This window comes from Sorangium sp. So ce448, assembly GCF_051520915.1.
In the GTDB taxonomy this organism is placed as follows: Bacteria; Myxococcota_A; Polyangia; order Polyangiales; family Polyangiaceae; genus Sorangium; species Sorangium cellulosum_B.
On record NZ_CP150343.1, the window covers coordinates 1,568,074 to 1,589,058 of the forward strand.

16 protein-coding genes and 1 pseudogene are annotated in these 20,985 nt (G+C 69.9%); 14 read left to right on the forward strand and 3 right to left on the reverse strand.

Features of this window, described 5'->3' with window-relative positions; translation table 11 throughout:
- Positions 1-135 precede the first annotated feature (135 nt).
- The 11 genes from WMF45_RS05815 to WMF45_RS05865 all read left to right on the forward strand — a co-directional run bounded on the left by WMF45_RS05815 (position 136) and on the right by WMF45_RS05865 (position 11,249).
- Entirely contained in the window at positions 136-1,377 is a 1,242-nt protein-coding gene (locus WMF45_RS05815; protein ID WP_437715954.1) for a Na+/H+ antiporter NhaA, read from the forward strand.
- On the forward strand, positions 1,374-2,141 hold the full coding sequence (locus WMF45_RS05820) for a hypothetical protein (protein ID WP_437715955.1): 768 nt from the start codon (positions 1,374-1,376) through the stop codon (positions 2,139-2,141). The genes WMF45_RS05815 and WMF45_RS05820 overlap by 4 nt, the downstream gene beginning before the upstream one ends.
- Positions 2,138-2,944, forward strand: coding sequence for a hypothetical protein (locus WMF45_RS05825; protein WP_437715956.1), 807 nt, complete (start codon positions 2,138-2,140; stop codon positions 2,942-2,944). Before WMF45_RS05820 ends, WMF45_RS05825 begins: the two co-directional genes overlap by 4 nt.
- A gap of 699 nt (positions 2,945-3,643) precedes the next feature.
- Positions 3,644-3,865, forward strand: a complete 222-nt coding sequence (locus WMF45_RS05830) for a hypothetical protein (RefSeq protein ID WP_437715957.1) — start codon at positions 3,644-3,646, stop codon at positions 3,863-3,865.
- A 305-nt stretch (positions 3,866-4,170) separates the two neighbouring features.
- The gene (locus WMF45_RS05835; RefSeq protein ID WP_437715958.1) at positions 4,171-4,662 is read left to right on the forward strand and encodes a hypothetical protein; all 492 of its coding nucleotides are present in this window, start codon (positions 4,171-4,173) and stop codon (positions 4,660-4,662) included.
- Positions 4,663-6,489: 1,827 nt separating this feature from the next.
- Positions 6,490-6,831 (forward strand): IS66 family insertion sequence element accessory protein TnpA, encoded by a 342-nt coding sequence (gene tnpA / locus WMF45_RS05840; RefSeq protein ID WP_437709629.1) that lies wholly within the window; start codon positions 6,490-6,492, stop codon positions 6,829-6,831.
- Positions 6,828-7,199, forward strand: a complete 372-nt coding sequence (tnpB, locus tag WMF45_RS05845) for an IS66 family insertion sequence element accessory protein TnpB (RefSeq protein WP_437709627.1) — start codon at positions 6,828-6,830, stop codon at positions 7,197-7,199. The genes tnpA and tnpB overlap by 4 nt, the downstream gene beginning before the upstream one ends.
- A 42-nt stretch (positions 7,200-7,241) precedes the next feature.
- Entirely contained in the window at positions 7,242-8,924 is a 1,683-nt protein-coding gene (tnpC, locus tag WMF45_RS05850; protein WP_437709625.1) for an IS66 family transposase, read from the forward strand.
- Between the two features lie 479 nt (positions 8,925-9,403).
- Positions 9,404-9,943 carry a hypothetical protein gene (locus WMF45_RS05855; protein WP_437715959.1) on the forward strand — a complete coding sequence of 180 codons (540 nt, stop codon included), beginning with the start codon at positions 9,404-9,406 and terminating at the stop codon, positions 9,941-9,943.
- Positions 9,940-10,713 (forward strand): hypothetical protein, encoded by a 774-nt coding sequence (locus WMF45_RS05860; RefSeq protein WP_437715960.1) that lies wholly within the window; start codon positions 9,940-9,942, stop codon positions 10,711-10,713. The genes WMF45_RS05855 and WMF45_RS05860 overlap by 4 nt, the downstream gene beginning before the upstream one ends.
- Positions 10,710-11,249, forward strand: a complete 540-nt coding sequence (locus WMF45_RS05865; RefSeq protein WP_437715961.1) for a hypothetical protein — start codon at positions 10,710-10,712, stop codon at positions 11,247-11,249. The genes WMF45_RS05860 and WMF45_RS05865 overlap by 4 nt, the downstream gene beginning before the upstream one ends.
- On the opposite strand, the gene WMF45_RS05870 is transcribed toward WMF45_RS05865, so the two are convergent.
- Entirely contained in the window at positions 11,204-14,581 is a 3,378-nt protein-coding gene (locus tag WMF45_RS05870) for a hypothetical protein (protein ID WP_437715962.1), read from the reverse strand. The genes WMF45_RS05865 and WMF45_RS05870 overlap by 46 nt on opposite strands.
- Before the next feature lie 264 nt (positions 14,582-14,845).
- On the reverse strand, positions 14,846-17,290 hold the full coding sequence (locus WMF45_RS05875) for an alpha-glucuronidase family glycosyl hydrolase (protein WP_437715963.1): 2,445 nt from the start codon (positions 17,288-17,290) through the stop codon (positions 14,846-14,848).
- 479 nt (positions 17,291-17,769) lie between these two features.
- Here WMF45_RS05875 and WMF45_RS05880 point away from each other — a divergent pair, with 479 nt between their 5' ends.
- Positions 17,770-18,735 (forward strand): class I SAM-dependent methyltransferase, encoded by a 966-nt coding sequence (locus WMF45_RS05880; protein ID WP_437715964.1) that lies wholly within the window; start codon positions 17,770-17,772, stop codon positions 18,733-18,735.
- Positions 18,736-19,261: 526 nt separating this feature from the next.
- Positions 19,262-19,486, forward strand: a pseudogene (locus WMF45_RS05885) (cellulose binding domain-containing protein); the annotation flags it as partial.
- Here WMF45_RS05885 and WMF45_RS05890 read toward each other — a convergent pair.
- On the reverse strand, positions 19,474-19,866 hold the full coding sequence (locus WMF45_RS05890; protein WP_437719694.1) for a hypothetical protein: 393 nt from the start codon (positions 19,864-19,866) through the stop codon (positions 19,474-19,476). The pseudogene WMF45_RS05885 and the gene WMF45_RS05890 overlap by 13 nt on opposite strands.
- Positions 19,867-19,888: 22 nt before the next feature.
- On the opposite strand from WMF45_RS05890, the gene WMF45_RS05895 reads away from it, so the two are divergent.
- The gene (locus tag WMF45_RS05895; RefSeq protein WP_437719496.1) at positions 19,889-20,947 is read left to right on the forward strand and encodes a glucuronyl esterase domain-containing protein; all 1,059 of its coding nucleotides are present in this window, start codon (positions 19,889-19,891) and stop codon (positions 20,945-20,947) included.
- Positions 20,948-20,985 lie beyond the last annotated feature (38 nt).

Genomic DNA, 20,985 nt, shown 5'->3' on the forward strand with positions numbered 1-20,985 from the left:
CCGCCTTCCCCCTACGCGTGACGTCGTTCACCGCTTGGGGGTCCGTTGAGTCCATCGCCTTCTCCGCTCGCTCCTGGAACCCGGGCTCCCGCGCGCCAGCTCGCCGAACGCGTCCTCGGCCCGCTCGAGCGCTTCATGCATGTCGAGGCGGCCAGCGGGGTCGTCCTGCTGATCGCATCCGTCGCCGCCCTCAGGTGGGCGAACTCGCCGTGGGGCCATGCCTACGAGCACCTCTGGGACGTCCCGAGCACGCACGGCGCCGGCTCGCTGGTGTTCACGCAGCCCGTCCACTTCTGGATCAACGAGGGGCTGATGACGATCTTCTTCTTCGTCGTCGGTCTGGAGATCCGGCGAGAGAGCCATGCGGGGGAGCTCTCGGATCTCAAGCGCGAAACGCTGCCCGTCGCCGCGGCGCTGGGCGGCATGATCGCGCCCGCGCCTCTGTACCTGTCCCTCAATTCATCGCTTACGTCGCGGCATGGCTGGGGCGTCCCGGTGGCAACCGACATCGCGTTCGCGGTGGGCGTGCTGGCCCTGCTGGGCAAGCGCGTGCCCCCTGCCTTGCGCGTGCTTCTAGCGCTCAGCTCAGCGCGGCCGCTGCGTGGTGCAGCAGATCCTCAAACAGGAAATGGAGAAACAATGAACCATGCGATCGAGGTGTATGCGCTCAGCAAGAGCTTCGGGGAGGTCACCGCCGTCGACGGCGTGAGCTTCACGGTCGCGGTCGGCGAGATCTTCGGCTTCATGGGGCATAACGGCGCCGGCAAGACCACGACGTTGCGCATGCTCCTCGGCCTGACCCGGCCGACCGCAGGCTCCGCGCGCGTGCTCGGGCGCGACGTCGTTCACGAGACGCTCGAGGTCCGACGGCACGCCGGTTACCTGCCCGCGTCGTACGCGCTGCCCCCCGACATGACCGCGCGCGGCTTTCTCCACTACATCGCCGCGATGTTCGCGCTGCCCCGCGGCGTCGCGGCCGCGCGCGTCGACGCCCTCCTGCGCCAGTTCGGGCTCGAGCGCGAGGCCGACCGCCCTCTGCGCGGCTTCTCCACCGGCATGGCCCAGAAGGTCGGCATCGCCCAGGCGCTGATCAATGAGCCCGCGGTGCTCCTGCTCGACGAGCCGACCTCGGGCCTCGATCCCCTCGGCCGCCACGAGCTCCTCGAGACGCTCCGCGCACTCGCGCGCGAGCGCGGCGTCACCATCGTGTTCTCGTCGCACATTCTGTCCGACGTCGAGGCCCTCTGCGAGCGGGTCGCGGTGATACACCGCTCGCGCCTCGTCGCCTGCGACGAGATCGAGCGCCTCAAGGAGGCGCACGGCGCGCGCACCATGGACGATCTCTACCTCGCGCTCGTGCGCCGAGAGGCCGCGTGACCCGCCTCCTCTGGCTCGACTACCTCACGACGCTCCGCGAGCGGAAGACCTGGCTCTGTGTCGCGATGCTCGCCTACGCCCTGATCGCGATCCCCGTCGTGCTCGCGCGGCCGCCCGAACACGTGCGCGCCGCGATCGCCGCCTGGTTCGGCGACGCCGCGCCGTTCCAGATCTTCATGTACGTGTGGATCGACCTGACGATGAACAAGGTGATTGCGTTCCTTCCCGTGGTGCTTGCCAGCGGCGTCGTGCTCCGCGAGCGCGACACCGGCGTGCTGCCGCTCCTCGCCAGCAAGCCGCTCTCGATCCCTCGTTACTTCGTGCTCCGCGCGCTGAGCGCGTGCGCGGTGATGGTGACCCTGCACGTCGCGACCCAGCTCGCCGGCGCCGTCTACTTCACGGCGCGCGTCCCCGGCTTCCGCCCCGGCCCCTTCCTCGGCGCGATGTCGCTCCACGCCTTCGCGGCGCTCTTCGCGACCGCGCTCTGCGCCGCCATCGCCGCGTGGGTGAGGCACCGGGGCGCCTCGGCGCTGATCGGGTTCGCCACGCTCGGGGGCCTCGTGGGCCTCTCGCTCATCGGCTTCTATCAGCCCGCCTGGCGAGGCCTCACCCTCGCGAACCCGATCACCCTCGGCGCGCTCGGCCTCGGGAGCCTCGACGACCTCGGCCCCGCCGTGCTGGGCCCCCCGATGCTCGCGCTCACCGCGCTCACGGCCCTCACCATCGCGGTGGGCGCCGCGGGCGTCCGGAGGATGGAAGCATGACCTCGACGACCGCCCCCGCCGCGGGCTCGCTCCGCGGCTACTTCGCGCTCGAAGCGCGCCACGCCCCGCGCCGCACCGCGCTCGTCGCGGCGATCGCCGGCGTGCTCGTGGTGCTCGGCAGCCACGCGCTGCTCGTCCGCGTGCCGGCGCAGGTCATCCGCTTCCTCGAGCAGGCCTTCCACATCGAGGGGATGGCCTCCGTGCTTCTCATCAACGATCTCCTCGCCACCTATTTCGTCGCGTACTTCGTCGCCCTGGCGGGCCTCGTCGACACGACCGTCACGGCGCGAGAGGAGCATCGACTCGAACTGCTGCTCGTCAAGCCGATCCGCGCCCGCGTTCTGCTCGCCGCGCGTACAGCGCCCTCGCTGCTCGCCGGTGCCGGGGCGGGCGTGGTGGTCGCGGCCGGCACCGCGCTCGCCGTCGCGCCGTACATCGAGGCGAGCGACATGATCAGCGTGGCGGGCGCGCTCGGCGGCGGCCTCTTCCTCGTCGCGCTCGCCATCGCGCTGCTCTCGGCGCTCCTGCCGCTCTTCGTGCGGATGCGAGACGGCTTCCACGCGCTCCTGGTCGCGTCGGGCGCGTGGATCGCGCTGCTGATGCCGACGGCAGCGCTCATTTACCGGCCTGACGCGTTCGAGGCGCGCGAGGGGCTCAGGGACGCGATCGTGCTCGCGTCGCTGCTCTGGAACGACGCCATCTCGGCATGGCTCGGCCCGGCCGCGCTGATGATCGCGATACCGGTCGCTGTGATCGCCATCGTCGCCGCGGGCGTGCTCCTCGAGCGCACCGACATGCTCTGACCCCGAGTAGCTCGCCGCTGGCTCCGCCCCGGCGTCGCCCACGCATGGCGATACGCCGCGGGGAGCAGGGGTGCGCTTCCGCCGCGCTCTCGCTGTAGCTCGCGCGTCTCTGCTCCCCGCCTGCTCCTTCCCGCCCTCCTCTGGCTGACATCGATGCCAACGCGATCCCGAGCTCGTCCATGTCGACCTCGACGCTGACCGTGCCAAGCTCGTCCTTACCTAGAGCAACAGCGCTCTGTTTACTGAGCGCGCAATGCCTGATTGCCTCCTGTAGCGGGAACCGTCCCCACTCGGCCTCAAGCGGGTCTGCCATGTGCAGCCTCGTGGCCGGAGCGGTGATGACGAGCTCGGGCGAGCTCTCTCCACGCAACCAGTGAAACAACGCGCAGGCTCTCGGCGGCGGCGCGGCGTCGAGCTCCAGGAGCGCGAGCGTGGCGCGATCGGCGTTGAGGACGCTGGCGTCGAGCCCCAGAGGGCGGCGCGGCCCCTGGGCGCGAGCGCGGCGCTGTCATCAGCGCTCCGTACATGGCGCCCGAGCAGGTACCGCCGTCGCGGCGTCGAGGAACACAGCGGCGGGTTGAGGTGGACGCCGACGAGCGCGGGGCCGTCGCCGGCGTCGCGTCCCAGCAGCAGACGCGCCATCGAGCGCGGCCGCGGGGTTGAGGAAGAGCTCGGCTGCCGCTGGCGTCCTGGTCCCGGATGGAGCGGCCGCGGGTGGTCGAGGAGGGCGCCGGCGAACGCGGGGCCATCGCCAGCGTCGTGCCCGAGCAAGCAGACGAGGCCATCGAGCAACGGAAAGAAGTCTTTCCGTCACCTTATCCGGTAGGCGTCGCGTTCGAGCAGCAGACGAGGGCATCGAGCGTGGCCGCGGCGTCGAACTCCTCAAGCACGAGCTCGACCGCTGACGTCTACCTGATCTAGGGCAGAGCGGGCGCGGGGTCGAGGATGGCGTCGGCGAGCACGGGGCTGTCGTCGGCGTCGCGCTACATGGCCCCGGAGCAGACCTCTCCGGCCCGCCCGAGGGGCCGCGGTCATAGAGGTTTCCGCTTTGTCAGCCGCGGCACTTCGGTACGCTGGCCCCGATGGGGATGCGTCATCTTGGGGCGATCGCGTTGGCGATTGCGGTCGCGCTGGGCTGTTCCCATAGTCGCCCGCGCCGGCCACGGGTCCGCTTTCCACCGCCACAGCCGTTGCCCGCCTTCGTACAGGTCATCATCAGGGACGCCGTGATCTCCCCAAGCAAGAGCGATGGGCGGGTCTGGGACGGCGTGGGCTCGGTTCCGCAGGAACAGCTCAGCAAGCTCGGGTCGATGATGCGCAGCGGCCACCCTGTCGCCATCGCGACGAACGTGGCGATGTTCGTTGGACGGCTCGCGAACTCCGGCGTGGAGGCCCCGGAGCCCTACGGCGTCGCCGATCTCTTCGTCGGCGGGCAGCCGTGGGGTCAGCGGCCGCTCGATCGGCAAGGGCAGCGCGACACCTGCACCCCCATGTGGGACGGTGCGGTGTGGGACCGAGTCCCGCTCTCGCCGGCGGTCCACATCAGCGGGCAGATCCTCGATCGGGACCTCGCGTATCCCGATGCGATCGGCAACTTCGTGATCAACTACGGCCACCTGGTCGAGGCGCTGCACGCTCGCCGCGTCTACCCGGTGAAGGTCGACGATCAGGCGATGGGCCAGGTCCTCTTCGTCGGCATCGAGGTCTGGCCGCAGTAGGGCGCCGTGACCTGGGCATCGAGGTCCACCTGGTCAATCGCGGCGCGCGCTCGGCGCGTCGAGGAGGCGGAGCGGGCGCGGCGTCGAGATCCGCGCGCGGAGCGTCACAGGGCCGAGGCGGACGCTGGCGAGCTTGGGGTCGTCACCGACGTCACTTGGGAGCGGCAGCGGTGATGGCTTCGCGCGCAGCTCGGCGCTTTGCGCCGGGCCGGCGTGGCGCCCGTCGCCTGCGCGGCGTGCATGGCGCCCGAGCCAGGTTGGGCGGCCGCGGCGTCGAGGCCCTCGAGGCAGAGCGCCGCGGGTCGACGTTGGACGCTGGCGCGCGTTCTAGGAGCGTTCGGCAAAGTCAAGAACTAACGTGTGAGGAGCACAGGAATTCTAGGCGAGTGCTGTTCGCCAACCGGTTGGTCGACGAACACTCCCGCCGCGTAACCGCCTGCGCAACGGCGCTGCCAGGGATGGGTCGACCGCCTTCCATCCCGGTTCCACCGGAGCGACGCTCTTGTTACCGAAACGGCGGCAGGGGCCCGAAACGGCGGCGGTGGTCGCGAGCGGTCGCGACCACCGCGCGAAACGCCCGGATTTTCCCCTTCTTGCGACGTGTTGAGCGCCCTCGCTTGTTCTCCAGGTAGAAGCGCCGCGTGAGCTCGTGGCCGTCGCCGCCGAGCTCCTCGAGTGCGTGCTCGGCGCTGCGGCCCCTGGTTGACCGCGGAGCGGCCGCGGGCGTCGAGGAGGACGCCGGCGAGCGCGCGCGATCGCGCTGGCGTCGTACATGGCGCCGGAGCAGACAGGAAGGCTGCGTTTCTCGCTCCGGAGCGGCCGCAGGTGCGCGGGGCCGCCGACGGCGCGCTGCATGGCGCTCGAGCAGACAGGCCGCAGGGTCGAGGTCCGCGACCGCTCCGCGCGCGGGGATCGAGGTGGACGCCGGCGAGTTTGAGGCCATCGATGTCCGCGTGGTCAAGCGCTTCGGGCCGGGCCGTCGCTCGCTGAACGCGGGCGTCCAAGCCGCGCGTGGTCGCGGCACTGCAGATCGTGAGGCGCGCGGCGCGGCCCGCCCTTGTCGCGCGGGCGCCGTCGACCGAAGACCGCGGCTGCGCAGCGGTATGGTCGAGCTCTTGATCCGTCCGTTCTCCGGCCCCGCTCGCCGGTGTACCGCGTGCGGTGTGATGGAGGTGATGGCGCTCTTGGGCGATCTGCATCGCCTGCGCGAGGTGATCGGCGTAGTCGCGGCTCGGCAACTCGACGACGCCGAGAGACCCGCCGGCCGGGGCAACAGCGGCGACGCCCTCGAGCCGTGGCGAGGGCTGCGGGACCATCCAGGCTGCGGTGCCTGCGGAGCCCCATCGGGCCATCCGTAGCCGGTCTCGTGGCTCCCCGCCAATGCCGCCGCGATGCGTGGCGCTCGCGGGCGGCGCAGACGCGCGAGCAACGTGGTGCGGCTCCAGGCGCGTGAGCGCTAGCGCGTCGTCATCGTTGACAGTGCAGGCCATCGCCAGGCGCCGCGCTCGCGGGCAGCGTGGCCGCGCGACCGACGTCGCGTGGTGCCACGCGTGTGGCCGTCACGGCGCGCGGTCACCGCTGCCTGGGCACGGTGCCGCGCTGGGTCGGGCTTGCAGCCGACATCGTGCAGCGCGGGGCGCGTGGCCGGTCGCGCGCACCCGCGGTGGCGCGGCCAGGCAGCTGGCGCCAGCACGTCGACACGCGCTGGCGCCGCACGGGTAGCTGCTCGCTGGCGCGCGCTCTGGACGGTACGACCGTATCCGTTCGGCGACCTGCATGCTGTCCTGAGGCCCAAACGCTGCGTAAAACCCTGCGCCGGAGGTGTCGATGGACGAAAGCAGAAGCACCTGGCGCGATCGAGTGACGCGCTGGCACAAGAGCGGGCACTCAGCCCGCGTGTTCGCGGAGCAGGAGGGCGTCAACGCCGGGACGCTCTACTCCTGGAGCCGCCGACTGGGGATGAAGCGGAGCGAGTGCCGGCAGCGCCCAGACGCGGCGAAGCTGCCTTCATTCCTCCCGGTGGTGGTAGCCTCCCCGGAGGCGACGGCGCTCTCCTCGGGCGCACCGCTTGAGGTCGTCCTGCCCGACGGCGCGGTCGTCCGCGTCCCGCCGTCGTTCGACGAGGTTACGCTGGCGCGCGTTGTTCGTGCGCTCGGGGGGGCGCGATGATCCCTGGCCGCGTCTCGATCTACGTTGCCACCGAGCCGCTCGATCTGCGGCGCTCGTTCGATGGTCTCGCTGCCGTCGTGCGCGAGGTGCTGCGACAGGACCCGCTCTCCGGAGCCCTGTTCCTCTTTTTCAACCGGGCGGCCGACCGCTGCAAGGCCCTTTGGTGGGACCGCAGCGGGTACTGTCTACTTTACAAAAGGCTTGAGCGCGGGGCATTCCGAGCCCCGCGTGCCGTCACTCCGGGAGCCACGAGCGTCATCATCGACGCCGCCGAGCTCGCGAAGATCCTTGAAGGCATCGCCCTTGCGCCTTCGAAGTTGCGGAGAGCGGTCCCGTTCGCCGAGACCGCATCGCCTCCGGCGCTCTGATCCCACCTGACAGCTTCGCACGCTCCCGGGTAGCACCCACGGTTGCATTGCATCGAGCGGCGGAAATTTTCCTCAACAAGCCCCTTCAAAAAGCAGGAGCTCACGAGTACTTACAGCGCCGTGAGCAAGCCGGTCGAAGAGCAGATTCGCGAGCTCAAGGACAAGCTCGCACGCGCTGCCCACGAGCGGGACGAGTACCGCAAGCTCTACGAGCTCGCCAGCATCGAGCTGGAGCGGTTTCGCCGGCACATCTTCGGCCAGAAGGCCGAGCACGTCGACCCAGCGCAGATGCAGCTCGCCTTCGACGCGATCTTGCAGATGCTCGCGGGCGCCGGTGCGCAGCCGGACGCGGGCGCGACCGGCTCGCCAGACGGGCGCGATGGCGCGGCGCCGAACGGCTCCTCCGGAAGCGGGGACAAGGGGCGTCAAGCCCGCCCGCACGGGCGGCAACGCCTGCCCGAGCATCTGCCGGTCGAGCGGATCGAGCTGTTGCCGCCGGAGGCGCAGGACGAGCGCGCAACCGCGCTTGTCCGCATCGGCGAGGAGGTATCGGAGACGCTCGAGTGGCGGCCCGCGAGCTTCGTGCGGCTGCAGATCGTGAGGCCGAAGTTCGCGGTCAAAGGTGAGCCCGAGCAAGGCATCACGATCGCCGACGTCCCCGACAGCCCTGTTCCGCGCAGCCTCGCCGGTCCGGGTTTGCTCGCGCACGTGCTGGTGAGCAAGTACGCGGATCACTTGCCGCTTCACCGGCTGGAGAAGATGTTCGAGCGCTGGGGCCTTCACCTCTCGCGCTCGACGCTGTGCGGCTGGGTCGAATCGTGCGCCAACAAGCTCGCGATCCTTGTCGGGGCGATGGCCAAGGACGCCCTGAACGCGCACTGTATCGCCATCGATGCCACCGGCGTGCTCGTGCAAGCAAAGGACAAGTGCCGGCGGGGCCACTTCTGGGTCTTGGTGGCGGACCGAGAGCACGTCCTGTTCCGATTCACGCCGCACCACAACCAGGATGGCCCGAAGGAGTTCCTTCGCGGCTACAAGGGCTATGTCCAGGCCGACGCCTCGAATGTCTACGAGCAGCTCTTCCGCACCGAGCAGGTGACCGAGGTCGGTTGCTGGGCGCATTGCCGGCGGAAGTTCTTCGAGGCGATGACCTCCGACCGGGAGCGCGCGACGGTAGCCATCGGCTTCATTCGCAAGCTCTACGCGATCGACAAGGCGACGAAGGAGCTGCCTCCGAGCCGTCGAACCGAGCAGCGCCGAACGGATGCCGAGCCCGTGCTCGTGGCCTTCCGCGTGTGGCTTGAGACAGAGGACCTGCTCGTCCTGCCGAGGAGCCCCATCGCTGGCGCCATCGGCTATGCGCTCAACCAATGGACCGCGCTCAATCGCTTCCTCGAGGATGGTCGGCTCCGCCTGGACAACAACCGGAGCGAGCTTGAGCTCCGCCGTGAGGCCGTGGGCAGGAAGAACTGGATCTTCGTGGGCAGCAAGGACGGTGCCGAGTGGAACGCCACCATCGTGTCGCTCATCGCCTCCTGTGCGCTGCACGGTATCGAGCCCTGGGCCTACTTGCGCGACGTGCTGATCCTGCTGCCCACCTGGCCGCCTGAGCGGATCATCGAGCTCGCTCCCAAGTCCTGGAAGCAGACCCTCGAGAACGCCGACGCTCGGCAGCGGCTCGCGGCCAGTCCGTGGCCCCGGGCGCCGGCCGCGGCGCCCAGCTGATCGCAGCTCAGCGTCGCCGTCCGATGTGGCGGGCACGGACGCCACCTTGCCGCCCGCCGGGCGCGCCGCTCGCCGGCTTTGGCGCGCTGGCGACGCCTCGTCGATGCTCGCGCGGTCGACGCGTGGCTTCCGGCGCCTTGTCGACGACTCGGCCGAGGCATCGGTGGCACGTGGCTTCGCCGCGGCGCGCTTGCGGGCGACGTGCACGCGGGCGGCGACCTCGGCGTCGACCGCCGCTTCCTCCGCTCGCTGCTGGGTCCAGCCACCCTTCCTCGCAGGCCGCTCTTGCTCTCGCATCGCGCCGCGAATCTACGGCGACGGCGCGCACCACGCGAGGATGGGGTCTACAGAACGCATACGTACGACCCCTGGCCAGTGCAGTGTGCTCGCCTAGATTCCGTTTGACGCCGATCCTGTGATCAGAAGAATGCCCCGCGTCGGCACGTTGCTCACGAGTTGCGGAAGACGGGAAGGGGACGATGGGCACAAGGAGGCGGCGGATCCCATGGGCGATCCTGGTCATTCCGCTGCTCGTCGTCGTACCGACGCAAGGAGAGGCCTCCGAGCTGAGCGCTGGTGTGAGCCTCGGGTGGCTCCAGGCCGGTACCGTTCCGCGCCTCGCGGTGGGGCCGCACGCGGGCATATCTTGGCCCATCCAGCGAGACATCCTGTTCACGGTGCACGACCTCTGCACGATCCTACCCCCGATCCAGGAGGACGGGCTCGGGATCTACAACCAGACCTCGGTGGACGTCGGGTACGCGTGGAAGGACGGCAACGTCAGCGCGGGGCGGTCTGTCGCATTTTACCTCATGCCGGCGTGCGGTGTCACCTTGTGCGGCCGCGTCGGTGGCTTGGCCGTAGGCGGCCACGCGCAGACCAACGCGTACGTCGCTGGACCGCTGGGGGTGTCGGCGAGCGTCAATGTGGATTGGGTCGGTCGGGGCAGCCTGGTGCTCCCGGGCTATGTGTCCGTCGTCGTTGTTGCTGGTCCTGTGCTTCGATGGAGTGAGAAATGAATGCGAGAAAAGTTCTCTTATTGATCTTGGCCATCGCGGTTTGGGCGCTGACGGCGTGCAACTGGACGTTCGGCGACTGCTATCCTGTGGGGGAAAGAACTTCGGGTGCAGGTGCCGGTCCAGGCTCGGAGCCCCGCCCAGTCTTCACCTCCGCCGCATCCGGTGACTTCGGGGCCGACCCGCAGGGCGGCGGCGAGCGCAAGATCGCGTGCAACGAGTCGGACCTTGAAGACGAAGAGGAGAGGACGAGCGACAGCGACAGCGCGGAGAGCCCGACAGCTGGCCCGACGAGCCCGCCAGACCCGTGCCCCGGATTCGGCGACATAGCGGGAGACGGAGCGACCTTCTTGAGCTGTAGCGATGCGTGCAGTTCGAAGTGTCCGCCGCCTGGAATGGCCCCATGGGTATACGTAGATTTCGATCCATCGGACTTTCCGTTTGTTACCATCGTCACGGACGATGGCACGGGGAAAGGCGGAGGGTGGCAAGAATCCAGGATTAACCTGACTTTCCGGAGACTCACTATCCCGCATGAGATCAAGCAGTGGTCCTGCCCTCTTACCATCGGCATGCCGATCCGGACTGAGATTTATGGACCAATCGATCCAGATCGTGCGTCCAGTCTCAGCGAGGAGATCATGGAGGAGGTCGCAAACGGCATGGACTACCACCTGCCGCAAGGTATCTTTTGCAAAAGTTTTGCTGACAAGGCGGACGCTGCGTTCAAGTCCAAGTACAAGCGACTCGGCGCCAAGGTGACCAGTCCATGATGATAACTCGCTCCGAGCTCCTCGACGTTGTTTACCGCTTCTACCCGCGCGGTGTGCATAAAATCACGCGCATCCATGTGCCCCCCGACGAGATCGTCTACGAGGACACGGAGGAGCGCCGCCGCCTGGTGGAAGCCGCAAGACGAGGGCAAGCGGAGTACCCAAGGTGGAAGGTCATGATCGACAGGCTGGGGGAGCGATGCAGCCTTCAGAACGAGTCGCTCAGCCTGTTGGCGGGGTGGGTCGAACCGGCGTACTCGGCCCGCATCTGGCTCACCGATGATGCGGCGCTCAGCTTCCACGTGTCCCTGCTCGGGCCATACTACGGGATCCACCTCCCCGGCATCCCCCAGGAGGAGCCGGTGGCGCGCGAGATCGCTGGGGAGATCGAGGCCACGTACCCCGGCTACCAGCCGATCCCGCCGGAGCTCGGGAACGAGGTGGTGCCGGATGTGGACATGGACGGGGTGTCGATGGGCCAGGCGACAATCTACGTGTGCCTCTTCTCGGTCGTGTGGACTTGGGTGGATCCGTAGCTGTCCCCCTGGGTGGATGCCGCCCGTCGTGCAATGAGGGCGAGACCGAACAGGGCAACGGTGAGCCCGATGTATGCGGACCTGCTGCCAGCGCCGTGAGCGCTGCATCGTGCGTCGTTGCTGGTGTCGTCGGTTCCGTCATTTCTGCTGCTGCCGGCGGCAACGCCGGAGGTGCCGCCGCCCCCGCCATTCCCTGCTTGGCCGCCCGCGCCCGGCTCCGCACCGCCGCTCCCGCCCCCGCCCGGCTCCGTACCGCCATTTCCGCCCGCGCCGGGCTCCACGCTGCCGCCTCCATCCGTACCAGGCCCTGCGCCGCCGCTTCCACCCGCGCCGCCGCCTGCGGCCAGCCCGGGTGAGGGCTCCCAGCTGAGCAGCCGCGAGACGACGCGCCGCGTGCGCGCAGCAGGGCCGAGCTTGTCATAGCTCAGCAGGAACCGGCCATCCTCGCCGCGGGCCAGCATCGGCGCATTGCACGCGTCATCCACCAGCAGCGCCTCCATGCCCGGCGTTCCATCGGGGGCCACCGCGCGGATCCGGAGCCGGTGCGTCTCCGCCTCTTCCCACACAACCTGGTAGCTCGCGCCCTCCCAGGCCACGGCCGCCGCATGACCAGCGCTCCTCGGCGAGATCAGGAATGCTTCGCCCCGCCAGCCGCCCGTGCCGTAGATTCGACCGTGCACCGGCCCCTCACTGCCCTCCGGCCAGCTACCTGCGGACTCCGTCCAGACAACGAGCGTGTCCGTGCCGTCCGTCGCCCCGGCGATGGCGGCCGATGCGCTCGACAGCAGGAAGCCCTCCCCGACGCCTCCCGTGCGGCTCACGGGGACGAGATGCAGGCCCGCCTTCACGTAGGCCACCAGGTAGTCCCGCCCGGCGCGGAGCGGCATCGCGTGCGACTCCGGCCCGACCGAGGGCACGATGGGGAACACCGGGCCAGCGCTCCCCGAAGCGCCGAGCAGGCGGCCCGACGCGGTGTACACGAAGGGCTCCTCCGCGGTCCTCTCCACGAAGGTCACGAGATATCCGTCGCCGTTGCTCGCGACCGACGGCGTCGCCGACAGGTGGAGCGACGAGACGGCGACGCTCTCCCCGAGCGCGCCGTCGCCCGACACCCGCCGCAGGTGATCTCCGCCGGCGCCGAGCGCGCTCCAGGTGAGCACCGACGCGCCGCCGCCGTTCGAGGCCAGATCGATCGCGAAGGCGCTGCTCGCGAGCTCGATCCCGACCGGATCGACGACCTCGCCGGCCGCGCTCACGCGCACCGCGCGCGCGGTCATCCGCTCCCCTTCCGGGTCCGGCTCGTCGGTCCAGGCGACGAGGTAGCTCTCGCCGGTCCAGGCCACGCGCGGGGCGCCCTGCCTGTTCGGCAGGGGGCTGAGCCCGAGCCGGCCCGCGGCCAGCGCGAGATCGGGGCCGATCAGGCTGCCCTCGATGCCCTGGCCCTGGAACGCGAGCAGGAAGCGCGAGCCGTTCCACGCGAGCGAGCTCCGATCCGAATCCAAGATGGAGCGAGGCGACCCGTCCGCGAGCCTCACGTCATCTCCCAGCACGACGCCTTCCGCCGAGACGCGGGCCCCGTACATCGAGCGACCGTCCCGCTCGTCGGCCCAGGCCACGAGATAGCTGCTGCCGTCGAACGCCGCGGCGGGGACCCCGGTGCCGGGGCTCGGCCGCGAGATCGGGAAGTCCCTTGCCGCGATCGTGCCGTCCGCGCGCAGCACCGCGCCCCGGATCGCGCTCGTGGGATCGTCCCGTACCCACGTGGCCAGGAAGCTCGCCCCGCCGGACGCGAGCGCGACCAGCTGCGCATTGCCCCGGTCCTCCGAGATCGGAACGCCGCCGGCGTCGAGCGCTGTCCCATCGCTGGCCACCCGCGTCGCACGGATGGCCCGCGCGCCGCCGCCGGTGACGTCCTCGTCCCAGGCCACGACGGAGACGTCCGCCCCGGCGCCGACCGCCGGGCGCGACGCGCGGCCGCTCGTGGAGAGGGCGCGCTCGGCGCCGGGAACGGCGCTTCCGCTCGGGTCGACGAGGGTCGCGCGGACGTCGTCGGCCCCATCGTCGGCGAGGCTGAGCCAGGCGGTCACGAAGCGCTCCCCGTTCCACTCGACCGAGGGATACACGCCCTCGTCCGACGTCGAGATAGCGAAGCTCCCCGGCCCTTCGAGCGTGCCGTCGGGTCGCATCACGCGGCCGCGGATGGTGATCCGGGCGTCGTCGCCGTACTGGCTCCAGGTGACGAGGTAGCGGCCTCCGCCGTATGCCACGCTGGGCAGGTACTGACCGGCGGACTCCTCGCCCAGATCCAGCCAGTCGAGATCGAGCACGTCCCCGCGCGCGCCGACGCGGACGGCGCGGATGCGCGACAGATCCTCGAAGACAACGACGTAGCTCGTCCCGTCGGTCGCTATCTCCGGATCGAACCCGACGTCTTGCTGGACGGGCACGGGCGGCTCCGTCCCGATCTCCGGGCCCACCTCCGGATCGAGCAGCGCCGGATAGCCGCTCTCCTCGACGACCGAGGCGGGCACGCGCAGCTCGATGTGGCCGTCCGCCCAGCGGGCGGGCACCGGCACGCGGCGGCCCGACGCGTCGATCCACGTGCCGTGGCCGTACACGAACCGCTGCCCCGGCGCGGCGCCGAGGACGAGGCCGCGGGCGTCGCTCGCGACCGAAGGCGCAGTGTCCGCGGCGCCGAGCCGGGCGCTCACGCGCACGACGAGATCGCCGCGCCCCCCGGGCCGCTCGGGGAACCGGAACGCCTGCTCGGCGTTCGCCTCGTGGTTCTTCCACAGCTCGCTGCAGGTCTCGAACGCGCGCTCCGCGCCGCCGTCCGCCGCCATGCGCACGCGGCCCTCGCCGTTCACGCACTCGTGGCCGGCGCGGGCGATCGATCGCGTCGTCAGCGTGAGCGCGCTCCCTGCCTGGAGCTCCCCGGGCGCGCCCTCGACGAGAGGCCCGCGGAGCGCGCGGCGGCGCGCCGTCAGCTCGGCGGCGGTGCGCGCCCCGGCGAGGGCCTGGAGCTGCCTCGCCCGCCCCCTGCGTGCCGCCCTCGCCGAGGGCTTCGCGCGGATCCGCGCCGCGCCGCCCACGACGTCGATCCGGTGGCCGGCGCCCTCGGCGGAGAGCCCTTGTCGCGTGGATCGAAAGCTCGCCCGCGCCCTGCTCACGATCCGCCCGAGCTCGACCGGCGCGGCGCCGCTCGGCCGGAGCGCGCGCTCCGCAGGGCGCCCGGCAGGACCATTGCCCGCCGCCTGCGGTCCAGGCGCGCCGCACGCCGAGGCGCACCCGGCCATCAACAGCAACAATGCTCGACCCGATGCCAGCGTCATGACGCACCTCCCGACGGCCTTGGCAGCCGACGCGCACCCCGCCGTCCTCCGATGGATGAGCCAGCAGGACGGTAACAGCGTGTGAGCGTTCACGTCGATCGCGGACCACGACGAGGTCATGCGACGACTCCGGTGTTGTGACCTGGCCAGATCGCCGAGTCGGCGAGATCCAGAGGATGCTGTGCGCTTGGCAGGGGCAGGGGCGTGACGATCGCCGCCAGGCCGCGGGCCAGACCGAGCTGGCCCGCCGCTCTCACGGCGCTCTCACTGGAGGATGGCCGGGGACGGATTCCCCGTATAGACCTGCGAGCAGCGGGGCTTCTTCGCGTCGGACGGGCAGCGGAGCCCCTGGTAGAAGCTCAGCGTGTTCGCCAGGGGGGCATAGCCGCTCGGGACCTGGAGCTTCGACACCGAGCCGAAGTAGGCGAGGCACGCGTCGCGCCACCAGCGCGCCTCGTAGTGCTGGATCTCCAGGAAGTCGCTCACGTCACTGAAGCGCTTGCCATCGATACGGCCCTCGACGGACTTCCATGTCTCTCGCATCGTCCCCACCTCATCGACGCCCTGGCTGTAACGATGGACGAGCTCCTCCCAGACCGTCCTCCCCGACTTCAGCTTGTCTTGCCAGCCGACGCGGTGGAAGAAGAGCACGAGATCATCCGACACCGTGTCCCGGCTCCCGAACTTCTGTCCCACCTGCGCGGCGTACTGGCCAACAGCGTTGCTGCCCGCCGAGGTGCGGTTGAAGCCGATGCCGTTCGCGTCCGCCTTGTGATAGTAGACCGGGTTCCACTCGACGCGGCTCAGGCTGTTCAGCCATGGCCCTGGCCCGTAGTGATGGTCGTTGCCCATGATGTGGACAAGGCCGAGGGGCGTCATGTAGTCGACGAGCGCCTCGCGTGACTCCATCATGATTTGAACGACCGGCTCGACGACGACGGGGTCGTTCGAGAAGGTCTGCCGGACCCACTCCTCTGCGATGGTCTTCGAGGAGAGGTCCGGGTTCCACGCCAGGCGTCCGAACACGTACCAGTTCGCCTGGTTCATCTGCGATCCGGTCCAGTTCGTGTCGTCACCCACGTTGGCGACGCCCGAGATCGCGGTGGTCGTGTACTTGTGGAGGGTGCCGTCGATGACCCGCGCCACGGTCGAGCCCTCGCCGCCCGCGTAGGTGTCCGCCTTGAGGACCTCCTCGTAGAGCGGGCCGAGGTAAGCGAGGTGCGTGTCCTCGCCGAGGTACTCCTTCGTGATCTGGAGCTCGAGGGCGAGGGGCGTCTTCGGCATGGCCCCGAACAGCGGATGGAACGGCTCCCGGGGCTGGAAATCGAGCGGGCCGTTCTTGGCCTGCACGAGGACGTTGCCCTTGAATTTGCCGTCAAGAGGCTTGAACTCCTCGTAGGCCTGCTTGATGCGGTCCGGCGGGCTGGTGTCGGAGTAGACGAAGGCGCGCCATATCACGATGCCGCCATGCGGCGCGAGGGCGTCGGCGAGCATGTTGGCGCCGTCGGCGTGGGTCCGCCCGTAGTCTTGCGGCCCCGGCTGCCCCTCGGAGTTCGCCTTCACGAGGAAACCACCGAAGTCGGGGATCTGCTGGTAGATCTCGTTGACCTTGTTCGTCCACCATTGCTTGACGCTGGCGTTGGTCGGATCCGCCGTGCTCAGGTTGCCGATCTCGACCGGCGCGCTGAACCGCGCCGTGAGGTAGACCTTGATGCCATAAGGGCGGAAGACGTCGGCGAGCGCCTTGACCTTCGTAAGGTACGACGGCGTCAGGACCTGCGCGTTGGCGTTCACGTTGGTCAGCACCGTCCCGTTGATGCCGATGGAGGCGTTGGCCCTCGCGTAGTCCTTGTAGCGGGGCGAGAGCGTGCCGGGCAGCGCGCTCCAGTCCCAGATGGAGCGGCCCGCGTAGCCGCGCTCCACGCTGCGATCGAGGTTGTCCCAGTGGTTCAGGATGCGATGGCCGATCTTCGGAGAGCCGGTGAGCGACAGCTTGTCGAGGGCGCTGTGGCTCTGGACGTGCCGGAGGAGCGCGAAGGTGCCATAGAGCACGCCCACCTCGGTGTTGCCGGCCACGGCGATCACCGGCTGGCCTCCGACGTCGGCGGTCTCGACGAGGTAGCCCTCGGGGCCCAGGGCGCCGAGGCGCGCCGCGAGCGGCAGGCCCTTGATGGCGTCCGCGGTGGCCGTCCCGATCACCACGGCGCCCGGTCCGTCGACGGCCGCGCCGGTCGCGACGGTTCCGCCCGTCAACCCGCTCAGCCCTTTGACGAGCTCGGCCTCGGCGATGTCGAGGCTCGCGCCGGTCCCCGACTTGACAACGCGCTTGAAGGCCGCCTGATACTGCGCGAGGCGCCCCGGAATCGGCACCTTCGGGTACCTGAGCCAGAGCTCTGCGCCCGTCTCGTCCGGCAGGGCGCCCGGCGCGGGGTACTCCTCGTCGGAGCCCGGCATCCCGCCCGTGCTCCCTGTCGATGCTGTCGTGTCCATGCCGCCCTGACCGACCGATGCGCCGCCGCCTGTGCCGGTGTTCGCGCCGCTGCTCGCGCCGCCGCCCGTGCCGGTGGCCCCGCTGGGGCTCCCCGCCGCGCTGGAGCCGCCGCTGCCGGTGGCCTCGTTCGGCTCATCGGTGCCGCTCGAGGAGCAGGCGCCCGCGAGCGCCGCGCTCAAGAGCCCGACAACGAGGAGCGGTACCCTCAGGATCTTCATCGAATGAGGCCGTCGGGGGGGCGGTCGGCCCGCGCGACGTGGCATCTTGTTTTCCGAAGGAGGCGCCATCTGAATCAGCCTTTCCATGGAGGGTGGCTTGGGAAAGAGGGTGAACAAACCGACTCGTGGATCTCGAGGGTGAATCTCGACGCCCGTCAAGGGCTAAACGCGCCGTGCAAGACTGCAACGCACCGCGGCTCCGCCATGCCTTGACCCGCTCGTCAGAGGTCGCTTCTTGTGCGGTCGTGTGCGAAGTGTTCAGCGTTCCTGCATTTCTGGCGGGGTCGGACCAAAAACGTCAGGAATGCGGACTGAAGCTGCCAATCACCGTGATCGAGGTGCCTTGCGTGCGCGGTGAGGAGCGGCGACGACTCGACAGGCGGAGGAGGCGGCGGACCCGATGCGCAGCCGCGAGCTCAGCCGGTGTCATCACCTCTGTAGCTCAGGGCACAGGGGGCCGGCCGTGGTATGCCATCGCGGTGTCCAGCGCCGCTGATCCCTCGGCTCCTCCGCCGCCGCCCGCCTTCGAGGCCAGCGACTACAGCTGGCTCGTCGGCTTCGAGGGCGACTGGCGCGACACCTGGTGGAACCGTGATTTCGTCGAGCTCATCGCCCGCCGGCTCCGGCTCGACGAGGTGCGCGCGGCGGTCGATGTCGGCTGCGGCGTCGGGCACTGGGGTCGCACCCTCCTGCCCGTGCTCCATGGCGACGCCACCCTTGTCGGCGTCGATCGTGAACCGTCGTTCGTCGCGCGCGCCGCCGCCGAGGCCGAGGCGTGCGGGGTGGCGGCGCGCACGTCGTACCGGGAGGGCCTTGCCGAGGCGCTCCCGCTGCCCGACGCCAGCGTCGACCTCGCCACGTGCCAGACGGTCCTGATGCACGTCGCCGACCCGCTGCGGGTGCTGCGCGAGATGCGCCGTGTCCTGCGCCCCGGCGGCCTCCTGCTGGCGGTCGAGCCGAACAACTTCGCCGAGAAGGCCACCGCCCTGGTCACCGCGCCCGGCCTGTCGCGCGCCGACCGGCTCGCGCTGCTCGAGCTCGAGGCAACCTGCCAGGACGGCAAGCGCGCGCTGGGACAGGGGGACAGCTCCGTGGGCGAGCGGCTGCCGGGGCTCTTCCGCGAGGCAGGGCTCGGCGATCTCCACGTGTGCCAGTCGGACAAGTGCGCCGCGCTGATCCCGCCGTACGAGACGCCCGCGGAGCGCGCGGAGCTGCGCCAGGTGCTGGCGTGGATCGACGGCGGCATCTGGCTCGGAACGGGCGGCACCCGCGACCAGGCCCACGCCTGGTATCTGGCCGGCGGCGGCGATCCGGCGCAGTTCGAGCGGCTGTGGGCGATCGCCATGCAGGAGGCCCGCGCGTGGAAGCAGGCCGCGCTCGCGCGCACGCTCGGCGGGGCGTGCGGGGTGACGTTCTATCTGGTGTCGGGGCGCAAGCCGGCGTGACGCCCGGCCTCGGAGCGGCGTAACTCGACGAGGGCGACGATGGCGCACGCCCAGGCGGCCTGAGCGACGGCGACACGATCCGGAGGACCGACTCGGGGGGAGATCGCTGCCAGGAGCACTCGCTCGTTGGAGCTGCGTTTCCGGGTTGCTCTTGCTCTCTCATGGTGCCCCGCCCCACCGTGGGGTATCCACATGTGAGTGGCTGTCCGACGAACACCGTGGTTGCCAGGCAGGGGATCGGCAAGGTCCGCGCGGTGTTCATGATCAGACGCACGCTGGCCGGGAATATTGAGCTCTACCAATTGAACGAGAGGGTTCGCAGGCGTCTCGCTGGTGCACGTATCCACCTTGAGCAGAAGCCCGCGACTCAGTCGTTCCGATCCTGGAGCATCTTATGCGTATGACTGGCTTGCTTGGCTGCATCTCCGCTGCGTTCGCGTTCGGTCTGCTTGCGTGTGCCGTGGCGCCCATCGAGGAAGAGGATCTCGACACGCTGGACGGCGCCCTGGACAGCGCTGACGGCTCGATGTCGGCGGATGTCGCGATTCAGTCGGACTGGGGGAACGGCTACTGCGCGAACGTCAGGGTGACGAACAAGTCCCGCTCCCCGGCCACCACCGGCTGGAGCGTGGTCGTCCGGCTCAACGGCTCGACGCTGGCCAATGCGTGGAACGTGACCTCCGTGTCCTCGAGCGGGCAGTTCACCGCCACGAACGTGAGCCACAACGGAGCGATCAATCAGAAAGGTTGGGTGGAGTGGGGGTTCTGCGCAAACGGCAGCGGGCGGCCCGCGGTCGCGTCGGTCACCGGCAGCGGAGGCACGATCGTCGGCACGGGCGCGTCCTCCTCGTCGAGCAGCAGCGCGAGCTCGTCGTCGAGCAGCAGCTCCTCGTCGAGCAGCAGCTCGTCGTCGAGCAGCAGCGCGAGCTCGTCGTCGAGCAGCAGCTCGGGGGCGGGCGGGGCAGGCGGCTCTGGCGGTGCGGGCGGCTCCGGTGCGGGCGGCTCCGGCGGATCCGGTGGCTCTGGGGGCTCCGGCGGGTCGGGCGGGAGCACGGGCGCGGTCGAGGACAGCGGCGCGAGCTGCCCCAAGCCGACGTTGCCCGCCGCCTCGTCTCTCCCGGTGTTCGACACGCATCACGATCCGTTCCTGAGCTTGAGCGGTTCACGCATCACGAAGAAGTCGGAGTGGGCGTGCCGGCGCGCGGAGATCAAGTCGCAGGTCGAGACGTATGAGTCCGGATCGAAGCCCGTGGTGTCCAAGGACAATGTCACGGGGCAGTTCTCGGCGAACAGGCTGACGGTCAACGTCAACGATGCAGGGAAGAGCGCGTCCTTCTCCATCAACATCAGCCGGCCTTCCGGCGCGCCTGCTGGCCCGATCCCGCTCGTCATCGGCATCGGTGGTAACAACCTCGACACCAGCGTGTTCACGCAGAACGGCGTCGCGATGGCGACCTTCGACAACAACGCGATGGGCGCCCAGAGCGGCGCCGGCTCGCGCGGGACGGGCACGTTCTACAACCTCTACGGCAGCAACCACTCGGCCAGCTCGATGATCGCGTGGGCCTGGGGCGTGAGCCGGATCATCGACGCCCTGGAGAAGACCCCGGGCGCCAACATCGACCCGAAGCGCATCGCGGTGACGGGTTGCTCGCGCAACGGCAAGGGCGCGCTCACGGTGGGCGCGTTCGACGAGCGCATCGTGCTGACGATCCCCCAGGAGTCGGGCGCCGGGGGCTCGGCGAGCTGGCGCGTCTCGCAGGCGGGCGCCAGCGCCGGGGAGAACGTGCAGACGCTGTCGAACGCGGCCAACGAGCAGCCGTGGTTCCGCGCGAACTTCGGCTCGACCTTCGGCAACCGGGTGACGTCCTTGCCGTTCGATCATCACATGGTCATGGGCCTCGTCGCGCCGCGCGCGCTGCTCGTCATCGACAACAGGATCGACTGGCTCGGCATCAACAGCACCTTCACGGCGGGGTCCATCGCCCAGCAGATCTGGAAGGGGCTGGGGGTGCAGGACAAGATGGGCTACTGGCAGACCACCGGCCATTCCCACTGCGCGTTCCCGTCCTCGCAGAGGGCGGCCCTCGAGGCGTACGTCAAGAAGTTCCTTGTCGGCGGCGGCACCGCGGACACCAACCTGCTCAAAGGCGATGGGGCGACGGCCGATCTGGCCAGGTGGATGAAGTGGACGGCGCCGACCCTCCAGTAACCCCCTGCGCCCGACCGCGCCTGCCCATGGCCGAGATG

What these genes read in the sequence shown, in the direction of transcription:
- WMF45_RS05815 (WP_437715954.1), top strand. Translation starts at nt 136, where the DNA reads ATGCATGTCGAGGCGGCCAGCGGGGTCGTCCTGCTGATCGCATCCGTC.
- WMF45_RS05825 (WP_437715956.1), top strand. Translation starts at nt 2,138, where the DNA reads ATGACCTCGACGACCGCCCCCGCCGCGGGCTCGCTCCGCGGCTACTTC.
- WMF45_RS05830 (WP_437715957.1), top strand. Translation starts at nt 3,644, where the DNA reads ATGGAGCGGCCGCGGGTGGTCGAGGAGGGCGCCGGCGAACGCGGGGCC.
- tnpA (WP_437709629.1), top strand. Translation starts at nt 6,490, where the DNA reads ATGGACGAAAGCAGAAGCACCTGGCGCGATCGAGTGACGCGCTGGCAC.
- tnpB (WP_437709627.1), top strand. Translation starts at nt 6,828, where the DNA reads ATGATCCCTGGCCGCGTCTCGATCTACGTTGCCACCGAGCCGCTCGAT.
- WMF45_RS05855 (WP_437715959.1), top strand. Translation starts at nt 9,404, where the DNA reads ATGGGCACAAGGAGGCGGCGGATCCCATGGGCGATCCTGGTCATTCCG.
- WMF45_RS05860 (WP_437715960.1), top strand. Translation starts at nt 9,940, where the DNA reads ATGAATGCGAGAAAAGTTCTCTTATTGATCTTGGCCATCGCGGTTTGG.
- WMF45_RS05865 (WP_437715961.1), top strand. Translation starts at nt 10,710, where the DNA reads ATGATGATAACTCGCTCCGAGCTCCTCGACGTTGTTTACCGCTTCTAC.
- WMF45_RS05870 (WP_437715962.1), bottom strand. Translation starts at nt 14,581, where the DNA reads ATGACGCTGGCATCGGGTCGAGCATTGTTGCTGTTGATGGCCGGGTGC.
- WMF45_RS05875 (WP_437715963.1), bottom strand. Translation starts at nt 17,290, where the DNA reads ATGAAGATCCTGAGGGTACCGCTCCTCGTTGTCGGGCTCTTGAGCGCG.